Source organism: Streptomyces sp. ATLC9 (assembly GCF_057196705.1).
Genome location: NZ_JBXUOY010000179.1, coordinates 1 through 11,152 on the forward strand (window position 1 = coordinate 1; position 11,152 = coordinate 11,152).

At 75.6% G+C, this 11,152-nt stretch carries 9 protein-coding genes and 2 pseudogenes; 3 read left to right on the forward strand and 8 right to left on the reverse strand.

From position 1 onward, the window contains the following. Positions 1-151 precede the first annotated feature (151 nt). On the forward strand, positions 152-1,186 hold the full coding sequence (locus tag AC2CJA_RS18165; RefSeq protein WP_484603751.1) for a LacI family DNA-binding transcriptional regulator: 1,035 nt from the start codon (positions 152-154) through the stop codon (positions 1,184-1,186). Positions 1,187-1,215: 29 nt separating this feature from the next. Here AC2CJA_RS18165 and AC2CJA_RS18170 read toward each other — a convergent pair whose 3' ends face one another. From AC2CJA_RS18170 to AC2CJA_RS18190, 5 genes are all read right to left on the reverse strand, one after another. Continuing rightward, on the reverse strand, positions 1,216-2,358 hold the full coding sequence (locus AC2CJA_RS18170; protein WP_484603752.1) for a glycosyltransferase family 4 protein: 1,143 nt from the start codon (positions 2,356-2,358) through the stop codon (positions 1,216-1,218). 239 nt (positions 2,359-2,597) lie between these two features. Continuing rightward, entirely contained in the window at positions 2,598-4,349 is a 1,752-nt protein-coding gene (recN, locus tag AC2CJA_RS18175) for a DNA repair protein RecN (protein ID WP_484603753.1), read from the reverse strand. 97 nt (positions 4,350-4,446) lie between these two features. Next, positions 4,447-5,334 carry an NAD kinase gene (locus AC2CJA_RS18180; RefSeq protein WP_484603759.1) on the reverse strand — a complete coding sequence of 296 codons (888 nt, stop codon included), beginning with the start codon at positions 5,332-5,334 and terminating at the stop codon, positions 4,447-4,449. 77 nt (positions 5,335-5,411) lie between these two features. After that, positions 5,412-6,242, reverse strand: a complete 831-nt coding sequence (locus AC2CJA_RS18185) for a TlyA family RNA methyltransferase (RefSeq protein ID WP_484603754.1) — start codon at positions 6,240-6,242, stop codon at positions 5,412-5,414. Between the two features lie 7 nt (positions 6,243-6,249). Beyond that, entirely contained in the window at positions 6,250-6,567 is a 318-nt protein-coding gene (locus AC2CJA_RS18190) for a hypothetical protein (RefSeq protein WP_484603755.1), read from the reverse strand. Positions 6,568-6,638: 71 nt separating this feature from the next. Here AC2CJA_RS18190 and AC2CJA_RS18195 point away from each other — a divergent pair, with 71 nt between their 5' ends. Then, positions 6,639-6,986 carry a sterol-binding protein gene (locus AC2CJA_RS18195; protein ID WP_484603756.1) on the forward strand — a complete coding sequence of 116 codons (348 nt, stop codon included), beginning with the start codon at positions 6,639-6,641 and terminating at the stop codon, positions 6,984-6,986. A 191-nt stretch (positions 6,987-7,177) separates the two neighbouring features. Here the strand turns inward: AC2CJA_RS18195 and AC2CJA_RS18200 are convergent, their stop codons facing one another. Beyond that, the gene (locus AC2CJA_RS18200) at positions 7,178-8,245 is read right to left on the reverse strand and encodes an HAD hydrolase-like protein (protein ID WP_484603757.1); all 1,068 of its coding nucleotides are present in this window, start codon (positions 8,243-8,245) and stop codon (positions 7,178-7,180) included. A gap of 77 nt (positions 8,246-8,322) precedes the next feature. Here AC2CJA_RS18200 and AC2CJA_RS18205 point away from each other — a divergent pair. Beyond that, a pseudogene (locus AC2CJA_RS18205) lies at positions 8,323-9,673 on the forward strand (DUF1015 family protein). Between the two features lie 72 nt (positions 9,674-9,745). Here the strand turns inward: AC2CJA_RS18205 and AC2CJA_RS18210 are convergent. Further along, the gene (locus AC2CJA_RS18210; protein ID WP_484603758.1) at positions 9,746-10,531 is read right to left on the reverse strand and encodes a tetratricopeptide repeat protein; all 786 of its coding nucleotides are present in this window, start codon (positions 10,529-10,531) and stop codon (positions 9,746-9,748) included. Next, positions 10,516-11,152 (reverse strand): annotated as a pseudogene (locus AC2CJA_RS18215) (hypothetical protein); the annotation flags it as partial. The gene AC2CJA_RS18210 and the pseudogene AC2CJA_RS18215, both read right to left, overlap by 16 nt.

Sequence of the window (11,152 nt, forward strand, 5' to 3'; positions counted from 1 at the left end):
CGTCCGGGAAACGGACGCGCCGGGCGGTGCCGTGCCACGGTGTTGTACAACGTACGACGGGGTCGTGAAAGCGCTCTCACCCGCAGAGTGGGACGACCGCCCGCGTCCGGCGGCAGCGCCGGGGTTCCGCGAGAGAAGGAGTTGTTCGCCCGTGCACGGTCCCAGACCCACCCTCGAAGCGGTCGCCGCCCATGCCGGGGTCTCCCGTGCCACCGTGTCGCGCGTGGTCAACGGGGGCGCCGGTGTCCGCAAGCCCCTGCGTGACCGGGTCCAGGCGTCCGTGGCCGAGCTGGGCTACGTGCCCAACAGCGCGGCACGCAGTCTGGTCACCCGCCGTACCGGAGCCGTCGCCGTGGTGATCGCCGAGCCGGAGACCCGCGTGTTCTCCGACCCCTTCTTCGCCCAGCAGCTGCGCGGCATCAGCCGCGAGCTGGCGGCGTACGACACACAGCTGCTGCTCATGCTGCTGGAGGGCCGTACGGACTACGACCGCATCGGCCGCTATCTGGCGGGCGGGCACGTGGACGGCGCGCTGATGTTCTCGCTGCACCGCGACGACCCGCTGCCGTCCATGGCGAACGCCTCCGGCCTGCCCACCGTCTTCGGCGGCCGGCCGGGCTGGCCCGGCGCCGAGGACGACCCCGAGCTGCTGTACGTGGACACCGACAACCGGGGCGGCGCCCGGCAGGCGGTGGAGCACCTGCGCCGGCGGGGGCGGCGGCGGATCGCGGTGATCACCGGTCCGCTGGACCAGACCTCCGCCCTGGACAGGTTCGACGGCTATCTCGACGCCCTGGGTGTGGCCGAACCAGACCCCGCCCTGGTCGCCCACGGCGACTTCACGGCCGAGGGCGGCGAGCGGGCCATGGCCGAACTGCTGGACCGCTCGCCCGGCCCGGACGCGGTGTTCGCGGGCAACGATCTGACGGCCACGGGCGCGCTGCGGACGCTGCGTGCCCGCGGGCTGCGGGTGCCGCAGGACGTGGCTGTGGTCGGCTACGACGACCTGGAGCAGGCCGCCTGGGCCGAGCCCGCGCTGACCACCGTGCGCCAGGACATCCAGGGAATGGGCCGGATGATGGCGGAGCTGCTGCTGCGGCGGCTCGGGCTGGGCGACACCCCCGGTGGCGGCCGGCCGGCCCCGGTCGTCACTCCCGCCCGGCTGGTCGTCCGCGACTCCGGCTGAGCCGGCCCGGCACGGCGGGGTCCGGGCGGTCAGCCTCCCCGCGGCGCCAGCTCGTCGTACACACTCAGCACCTGGGCCACCGTGTCGTCCTCGCTCGGCCAGGTGGCGGCCTGGGCACGCCCGGCCGCGGCCAGGCCGCTGCGCCGGGCGGGATCCCCGAGCAGCCCGCCCACCGCCTCCGCCAGCGCGTCCGCGTCGCCGTAGGGCACCAGCAGCGCGGCGTCGCCGACCAGTTCCGGCAGACCGCCCACCGCGCTCGCCACCAGCGGCACCCCGGCCCGCAGCGCCTCCTGCGCCACCACCGCCCGGCCCTCCCAGCGCGCGGGCAGCACGGCGACATCGGCGGCGGCGAGCAGTTCCAGGGCGTCCGCGCGCCGCCCCAGCAGCCGTACCGGCAGCTTCTCGGCGTCGATGCGGCGCTGAAGCGCGGGGCGCGTCGGTCCCTCTCCCGCGATGGCCAGCAGCGGCTGCGGGTCCAGCCGGCGCCAGGCGCGGGAGGCGGTCAGCAAGGTGGTGTGGCCCTGGCGGGGGACGAGCCGGCCGACGGCGAGGACCAGAGGGCGGCCGGTGACGCCGAGTTCGGCCCGGGTCTTCTCCCGCGCCGTGCCGTCCGGACCGCCCGGCCCCTTCCCGCGGTACGTCCCGCCTGTCACGGACACGGTCACCGGAGCCAGCCGGGCGTCGCGGGCGCCGTGGCGGCGGGCCCGGTCCACCAGGTCCGAGGTGGTGCCGAACACCACCCGCGCGGCCCGCACCACCCGCCGCTCCAGCAGCGTCATCAGCCGGGCCCGCACCCCTGCGGACCGGGCCCGGGCGTGCCAGGTGACCACCAGCGGCGTCCGGCGCCGCCCGCACAGCGCCAGGGCGGACGGCACACCGGCGCGCAGTCCGTGGGCGTGCACCACACCGGCGTCCGCGCACACCGCGCGCAGCACCGCGGCCACCTCGGGGCCGGTGCCGCCGGACAGGGGGACGAAGCGGGCGCCGAGGCCGGTGAAGCCGTGGTCCGGCTCGGTGCCCGGCGGCGCGCACACGGTCACCCGCACCCCCCGCGCCACCAGTCCGGCGGTCAGTGAGCGCACATGCGCGCGGACGCGGGCGCTGCCGCCGCCGATCACCTGCACGACGTGCAGCGGCGGTCCGCCACGCGGTGGAACCGGGGTGGTCTTCACAAGGGGGCCGGAACTCCTGGTGTGAGGGCTCGGAGGAATCGGAGGGCTGGGGGCTGGGAAGGCTGCTCGGAATCACGGGTCCGCCTCCCGTCCGGGGCGCGGACCACGCTCGGCAGCGTACGGCGTACGGACGGTGCGGCACCTCCAGGATGCCACCGCGGCCCCTGGAGGACGCCACACCGTACGGGTGAAACGCGAGCGGCCGAAGGAGGCGCCCGAGGGGTGCCCGGGAACCCGCCTCAGATCCCGGAGCGGGCCGCCTCCAGCAGTTCCTCGGCATGGGCGCGGGCGAGTTGCGAGTCCTCCCGCCCGGCCAGCATCCGCGACAGCTCGCGCACCCGGTCCTCGCCCCGGAGGGTCTTCACACCGCTGCGCGTCACCGAGCCGTCGGAGGTCTTCTCCACTGCCAGATGCCGGTCGGCGAACGCCGCGACCTGCGGAAGGTGGGTGACGACCACGACCTGCGCCGACTTCGCCAGCCGCGCCAGCCGCCGTCCGACCTCCACGGCCGCCCTGCCCCCCACACCGGCGTCCACCTCGTCGAAGAGATAGGTCGGCACCGGGGCGGTGCCCGCGAAGACGACCTCGACCGCGAGCATCACCCGCGACAGCTCACCGCCCGAGGCTCCCTTGGCGATGGGGCGGGGCGGAGCGCCGGGGTGCGGGGCGAGCAGCAGTTCCACCTCGTCCACGCCGTGGGGGCCGAAGGCGACCAGCCGCCCGTCCACCTCGATCCCCGAGTCCTCGTCCGCCGTCCGGTGCTGCCGCAGTTCCACGGTGACGCGGGCGTGCGGCATGGCGAGCTCGGCGAGCTCGGCGGTGACCGCGTCGGCGAACCGCTTGGCGGCCTCCGCCCGGGCGTCCGTCAACCGCTGCGCGAGAGCGGCCAGTTCGGTGCGGAGCGCATCACGTTCGGCGGTCAGTTCACCGATCCGGTCGTCATCGCCCTCGAGCTCGGCGAGCCGGGCGGCGCTCTCCTCGGCCCAGGCCAGGACGGCGGCGGTGTCCTCCCCGTACTTGCGGGTCAGGTGGGACAGGGCGGCCCGGCGCTCCTCGACGGCGGCCAGCCGTGCCGGGTCGGCGTCCAGATCGTCGGCGTACCCGGCCAGTTCCCCGGCGACGTCCGCCAGCAGGATGCCCACCTCGCCCAGCCGGTCGGCCAGCGCCGCCAGTGCCGGGTCGTGCGACCGCACGGCCTCCAGCGCGCGCTGGGCGCCCGCGACCAGCCCACCCGCGTCCACCGACTCCGGGTCGGCCGGATCGCCGGCCAGCGCGTCGTGGGCGGTGGCCGCGGCCGACGCCAGGGCCTCGGCGTGGCCGAGCCGCTCGGCCTCGGCCGCCAGCTCGGCGTCCTCGCCCGCCCGGGGCTCCGCCGCCGCGATCTCCTCCAGGCCGAAGCGCAGCAGATCGGCCTCCTGGGCGCGCTCGCGGGCGCGCGTGGTCAGCTCGGCCAGCTCGGCGGAGACCGCGCGCAGCCGCCGGTAGGCCTCGCCGTACTCGGCCAGGGGGGCGAAGACCGCCTCGCCCGCGTACCGGTCCAGCGCCTCGCGCTGCCGGGCGGGCCGCAGCAGGCCCTGCTGGTCCGTCTGGCCGTGCACCGCGACCAGGTCCTCGCCCAGCTCCGACAGCAGCCCGACGGGCGCCGAGCGCCCGCCGACGTGGGCGCGCGAGCGCCCCTCGGCCGAGATCGTCCGGCTGACCAGCAGTACGCCCTCGTCCAGTTCCGCACCCGCCTCCTCGGCCCGCCGCGCCGCGGGCGCGCCGGGCGGCAACACGATCCGGCCCTCCACCACGGCGGCCCTGGCTCCCACCCGTACCAGGGCGGCGTCCGCCCGCCCGCCGAGCAGCAGTCCCAGACTGGTGACGACCATGGTCTTGCCCGCGCCGGTCTCGCCGGTCACCGCGGTGAAGCCGGGGGACAGCTCGACGACGGCGTCGTCGATCACGCCCAGGGCCCGAATCCGCATCTCCTCCAACACGGATACGACCATACGAGGTTCCACGCCAGGATCCCCACTCACGGTCCGCACCACACGTTCCGCGCGCCCCTTCCTCCCCGCCGTACGCGCACGACGGGCGCGGCCGCGGTCAGTGCGGCGCTCCGCGCCACCCGGCCACCGGGAGGGCGAACTTCGCCACCAGGCGGTCGGTGAAGGAGGCGTGGTGCAGCCGCGCCAGCCGGACCGGCACCGCACCGCGCCGTACCTCCACCCGGGCCCCGGCGGGCAGCTCGGCGGTGCGCCTCCCGTCGCACCACAGGACACCCCCCTGGGTCTGCGGCTGCACCTCGACGGCCAGCACCGAGTCGGGCGTGGTCACCAGAGGCTTGGCGAACAGCGCATGAGCGCTGATGGGCACCAGCAGCAGCGCTTCGACCTCCGGCCAGACCACCGGCCCGCCCGCGGAGAAGGCGTACGCCGTCGAACCGGTGGGCGTGGCGCACACCACCCCGTCGCAGCCGAAGCGGGAGACCGGCCGGCCGTCGACCTCCGCGACGACCTCCAGCATCCGCTCACGGGCGGCCTTCTCCACCGAGGCCTCGTTCAGCGCCCAGTCGCGGTGGACGACGTCCCCGTCACTGTGGACGAGCACATCGATGGTCATCCGCTCCTCGACCTCGTAGGAGCGCGCGACCACCCGCCGCACCACCTTGTCCAGATCGTCGCGCTCGGCCTCGGCGAGGAAGCCGACCCGGCCGAGGTTGACCCCCAGCATCGGCACCCCCGAGGCGCGGGCGAACTCGGCGCCGCGCAGCAGCGTCCCGTCCCCGCCCAGGACGACGATCAGCTCGCAGCCCTCCACGGCCTTCTCGCAGATCTCGCCGTCCGCCACTATCTGCACGGACGGCGGCAGCTCCAGGTCGGCCGCCTCCTGGGCCAGGACGCGCGCGCCGATGCCGCTGCGCAGCAGTCCCTGAACGACCAGTTCGGCACTGCGGACGGCGGCCGGACGGCCGGTGTGGGCGATCAGGAACACCGTCCGAGCGGTGCCCTCCGCGCCCCCGGCGCCCTCGGCGGCCCGCTCGGTCGTGCTCTGCTTCGTGTTCTGCGTGGTCACTGGGGGCCCTCCGCCACGGCTCGGTCGACATCGGCCGGGTCCAGTTCAGGCGCCCCGGCACGCAGCCACAGGAAGTACTCGACGTTACCGGAGGGTCCCGGCAGAGGGCTGGCGGTCACTCCGAGCACGCCGAAGCCCAGCCCCGCGGCCCGGCCCGCGACGGCGCGGACCGCCTCGGCGCGCAGGGCCGGGCTGCGCACCACGCCCCCGCTGCCCAGCCGCTCCCGGCCCACCTCGAACTGCGGTTTGACCATCAGCACCAGGTCGGCCCCGGGCGCCGCGCAGCGCGCGAGGGCGGGCAGCACCAGGCCGAGCGGGATGAAGGACAGATCACCGACGACGAGGTCCACCGGCTCACCGCCGATCTGCTCCAGGGTCAGCTCGCGGACGTTGGTGCGGTCGCGCACCAGCACCCGCTCGTCGCTCCGCAGCGACCAGGCGAGCTGCCCGTAGCCGACGTCCACGGCCACCACGCGCGCGGCGCCGGCGCGCAGCAGCACGTCGGTGAAGCCGCCGGTGGACGCCCCGGCGTCCAACGCCCGCCGCCCGGCCACGGTCAGCCCGCGGGGGGTGAACGCCTCCAGCGCGCCGGCCAGTTTGTGGCCGCCGCGCGAGACGTAGTCGGGGTCGGCCGCGTCCTCGGCGACGACGACGGCGGCGCCGGTCTCCACCTGGGTCGCGGGTTTGGTCGCGGGGGCGCCGCCGACGGCGACCCGGCCGGCGGCGATGAGCCGGCCGGCGTGCTCGCGCGAGCGGGCCAGGCCGCGGCGCACCAGCTCCGCGTCGAGCCGGTTGCGCCGGCCACGCTGGTTTCGTGACGCTGCCACGTGCGGTTCAGCTCCCGGGGTTGTGCGGCGCGCCCGGTGCGGGCGGCCCGGGTCGCTGGTCGAGCGCGGTCAGCGTGTCACGCAGTCCGCGGTGCACATCCTCGTACACCTCCAGATGGCCGGGAACGGCGAGGTGGTCGGCGTCCGCCAGGCGGCGCAGCCGGGCGTCGACCCCGGCGTCCCCGGTGGGCACCACGCGCAGCCCCGGGGGCCGCGGCCCGCCGCCCCCGGCCAGGGACTCCTCCCCCGGCCCCGTCCCCTCGCCCACCGGGCCCCGTGCTGCTGGTTCCGTCTCCGGCGCGCTGCCGGACATCGGCTCGTCCATGGTCACGACGCTACCTCGCACGGCGTCCGCCCCGTCGGCGGGCACTCCCTGTGAGGTACCGTCGTGAGGCGATGGCGACCACACAGCAGTGCCGGACCGCGCTGGAGCGGCTGGCGAGGAACCTCGCGGACGCGGACGACGACGTGCGCGGCGCCGCCGCCCTGGAACGCTCGGTCAGCTGCCGTCTCACGGACCTGGACACCACCTTCACCGGCCGGCTCGTCCACGGCCGCATCGAGGACATGGCCACCGTCCACGGCCCGCCGCCCGTGCGCGCCCAGATCAGACTGGCCATGGCCAGCGACGACCTGGTCTCGCTGGTGGACGGGCGGCTGAACTTCGCCCGCGCCTGGACCCGGGGCCGCGTCAGACTGGAAGCGGGCCTGCGGGACCTGCTGCGCCTGCGGTCGCTGCTCTGATCGTTTCCCTCCCGGACCGAGGACCGAGGAAGCCGGACGGGAACGGTCGGGGAACGCCGCGTCGCCTCCGCGGGCATCGCGGTCCGCCGACCGCACCGCGCCCGACCTCATGACCGATGAGCCCACGGCCGCGCCCGCCGCCCCGTGCCGGCGTGAGAGCGGTCACACAGACCCGGGCGCGGAGGCCGGTGTCACATCCCGAGGGCCGCGAGCGCCTCGTCCGTACCGGCCCCGCACATGCCCTCCCCGGCCTCCGTCCACGCGGCGGCGCACAGTGCCCGCAACCCGTCCACCGGGTCCTCCCCCCGTCCCTCCAGCCGCAGTACGCCGCCCTCCGCGGAGGCCGCCCAGCCGCCGCACAGGAACCCACCCCGCTCCCCGCCGCGCGGCTCCTCCACCTCCGGCTGCGCCCGGTGCAGGGCCCTGAGGTCCGCGGCCACATACGTCGGCCGGTGCCCGGGAGGAGCGGCCAGCAGCTGCGCCGCGTCCGTCACCCCGGTGAGCACCAGCAACGAGTCCACGCCACCCGCGTACGCACCCTCGATGTCGGTGTCCAGCCGGTCGCCGACCACCAGCGGCCGCTCCGCACCCGTGCGCAGGATCGTCTCGCGGTGCATCGGCGGCAGCGGTTTACCCGCCGTCCTCGGCTCCGGAGCCGGGCGCATCCAGCGCGTCGCGATCCGCACCACCTCCACGGCCGCGCCGTTGCCCGGCGCGATACCCCGGCCGCTGGGGATCGTCAGGTCCCCGTTGGAGGCGAACCACGGCAGTCCGCGTCCCACCGCGACCGCCGCCTCCGCCAGCCGCCCCCAGGGCATCTCCGGCCCGCCGTACCCCTGCACGACCGCCGCCGGGGCGTCGTCCGCCGACTCCACCGGCACCAGACCGCGTTCGCGCAGCGCCACCCGCAGACCCTCCGCCCCCACGCACAGCACCCGCGAGCCCGCCGGCAGCTCCTCGGCGATCATCCGCGCCACCGCCTGCGCCGAGGTGACCACCTCCCCCGGCTCTGCGGGCACTCCCAGCCGTGTCAGGTGCCCGGCGACGGTCTCGGGGGTGCGCGCGGCGTTGTTCGTCACGTACGCCAGCCGCATCCCGGCCTCCCGGGCCGCCGCGAGTGACTCGACCGCGTGGACGACGGCCTCGCCGCCCGCGTAGACCACACCGTCCAGATCGAGCAGTGCGGTGTCGTACACCCGGCTCGGCGGGGCTCCGCAGCCCTCAGGCCGGGTCCGTATCGGGCGATGGGGTCCGGTCATCGTCGTCTCGCTCCTCGGGCCGGCGGTCTTCCTCCCCCGATCATCCCTCACCCCGCACACCGGCATAGCATGCACCAATGCTGCGATCCCAGGGCCCCGAACACCCCTCGGGCGGCCTCCTCCTCGCCCCCTTCCGCGGCCTGCGCTACGCCCCCGACCGGGTCGGCAGCCTGGCAGCCGTGACCTCGCCCCCGTACGACGTCGTGGTCAGACCCGACGGCCTGCGCCACCTGCAGACCGCCGACCCCCACAACATCGTCCGGCTGATCCTCCCCGAGGCCGCCGACCCCGCCGCCCGGCACCGGCAGGCCGCCCGGACCCTGCGCCGCTGGGAGACCGACGGCGTCCTCGTACGGGACCCGGAGCCCGCCCTGTACGTCTACGAGCAGCGCCGGGGCGACGTGCTCCAGCGCGGCCTGATCGGCTCCCTGCGGCTGACCCCGCCGGACGAGGGCGTCGTACTGCCTCACGAGGACGTGATGCCGGAGGTCGTCGAGGACCGCGCCGCCCTGATGCGCGAGGCCGCCGCCAACCTCGAACCGCTGCTGCTGTCGTACCGCGGCGACGGCACCGCGACCGGTGCCACCGCCGTCATCGAGCGCACCGCGGGCAGACCTCCGCTGCTCTCCACCACCACCGAGGACGGCTTCTCGCACCGGCTGTGGGCAGTCACCGACACGGAGGAGATCGCCGAGGCCGGGCGCGACCTCTCCCGCCACCAGGCGCTCATCGCCGACGGCCACCACCGCTGGGCCACCTACCTGCGGCTGCGCTCCGAGCAGACCGGGTCGTCCGCCGGCCAGGCCGGCTTCTGGGACCACGGCCTGGTACTGCTGGTGGACACCGCCCGCTACCCGCTGCGGGTGCAGGCCATCCACCGCGTACTGCCCCGCCTGCCGGTGGCCGACGCCCTGGCCCGGCTGGAGGGCGCCTTCGGCGTGGGGGGGGGGGGGGGGGGGGGGGGGCGCGGGGGGGGGGGGGCCGGACGCCGGCCCGCTCCCCCGCGCCCTGCGCGCCCTGGAGACCACCCCCGGCAACGCCTTCCTCCTCACCGGCGACGGCGTCTTCCGACTGCTCCACGACCCCGACCCGGGTCTGCTCACACGCACCGTCCCCGGCGGTCTTCCCGGGGAATGGCGGCGGCTTGACGCCACGGTCCTGCACTCCGCGCTGCTGGGCGCCGTCTGGCGCGTCCCGGACGGCCCCTCCGGGATCGGCTACCTCCACGATGCGGCGGCGGCCGTGGAGCAGGCCGAGCGCCTGGGCGGCTCGGCGGTCCTGATGCGCGCGGTCACGGAGGAAACCGTGCGCGGACTGGCCCGCCAGGGCGTGACCATGCCGCGCAAGTCCACGTCCTTCGGCCCCAAACCGGCCACCGGCCTGGTACTGCGCACCCTCGACGGCCAGCCGGGGGAAGGGCCCGCCTGACCATACGGCAGGGCGGGGTCCGTCCGAGACGGACCCCGCCCTCGCCTCGCGCTCTCGCACCTCAGGCGCCGCTCAGCGCTCTTCCTCCGCGCCCCGGTCACGATCCCGGCCGCGACTCTCGTCCGCGCTCTTCCGGTCCTCCCGGCCGCTCCCGGCCGCGCCCCCGGCCGCCTCCCCGTTCCCCTTCTCCGGCTCCGGCAGCACATCTTCCGGATCCGCTTCCGGGTCGAGCGCGTCCAGGAACTCCACGCCGTCCAGCTGGGCCAGCCGGTCCGACGCGTCGGTCATCCCGCCCTGGTCCGCCTCCAGCGCCCTGGCGAACCACTCGCGGGCCTCCTCCTCCCGGTCCACGGCCAGCAGCGCGTCGGCGTACGCGTAACGCAGCCGCGCCGTCCAGGGCTGCATGGAACTCGACGCCAGCTCGGGACTCTGAAGCGTGACCACGGCCGCCTCGGCCTGCCCCATGTCGCGTCGCGCTCCCGCGGCGACCAACCGCATCTCCACCTGCCCGGCCTTGTCGAGTTTCTGCACTTCCGGCTCGCCGGCCATGGCGAGTGCCTTCTCCGGCCGGCCGAGGCCGCGCTCGCAGTCGGCCATCACAGGCCACAGGTGGGAGGAGCCGGTCATCCGGCGGGCAGCCCGGAACTCGGCCAGCGCCTCGGCGTACTTCCCCACCCCGTATGCGGCGAAGCCCGCGGCCTCCCGCACCGCGGCCACACGGGAAGCCAGCCGTAGTGCGACCTTGGCGTAGCCATAGGCCTGCTCGGCGTCCTCGTCCAGCAACTTCGCCACCATCACCAGATTCCTGGCGACATCCTCGGCGAGCGTCTTGGGCAGGCTCATCAACTCCTGCCGCACGTCCTTGTCCAGCTCCTGCCCGGTGACGTCCTCCGGGATGGGCAGCCGCCTGATGGGTTCACGGTCACGGTCCTGACCGCGGTCGCGCGGACGCTCCTCACGCCGGTAGCCCGGGCCTCCGTCTCCACGTCGGCTGCGGTAACCGCCCCGGTCATCACGGTCCCGGCCGCCGCCCTGACCGTACGGACGCCTTCCCCGGTCGTCATCCCTGCGCGGACCACGCGGCCGCTCCCCCCGATCATCCCGGCGGAACGACGGACGATCGTCCCGCCGGTCACCACGCCCCTGATCCCGATCATCCCGACGGAACGAAGGCCGGTCATCCCGCCGGAAACCACCACGATCATCCCGCCGGTCACCACGCCCCTGATCCCGATCATCCCGACGGAACGAAGGCCGGTCATCCCGCCGGAAACCACCACGATCATCCCGCCGGTCACCACGCCCCCGGTCGTCATCCCTGCGCGGACCACGCGGCCGCTCCCCCCGATCATCCCGCCGGAAACCACCACGATCGTCCCGCCGGTCACCACGCCCCTGATCCCGATCATCCCGACGGAACGAAGGCCGGTCATCCCGCCGGAAACCACCACGATCATCCCGCCGGTCACCACGCCCCTG

What these genes read in the sequence shown, in the direction of transcription:
- AC2CJA_RS18190 (WP_484603755.1), bottom strand. Translation starts at nt 6,567, where the DNA reads ATGGACGAGCCGATGTCCGGCAGCGCGCCGGAGACGGAACCAGCAGCA.
- AC2CJA_RS18195 (WP_484603756.1), top strand. Translation starts at nt 6,639, where the DNA reads ATGGCGACCACACAGCAGTGCCGGACCGCGCTGGAGCGGCTGGCGAGG.
- recN (WP_484603753.1), bottom strand. Translation starts at nt 4,349, where the DNA reads ATGGTCGTATCCGTGTTGGAGGAGATGCGGATTCGGGCCCTGGGCGTG.
- AC2CJA_RS18200 (WP_484603757.1), bottom strand. Translation starts at nt 8,245, where the DNA reads ATGACCGGACCCCATCGCCCGATACGGACCCGGCCTGAGGGCTGCGGA.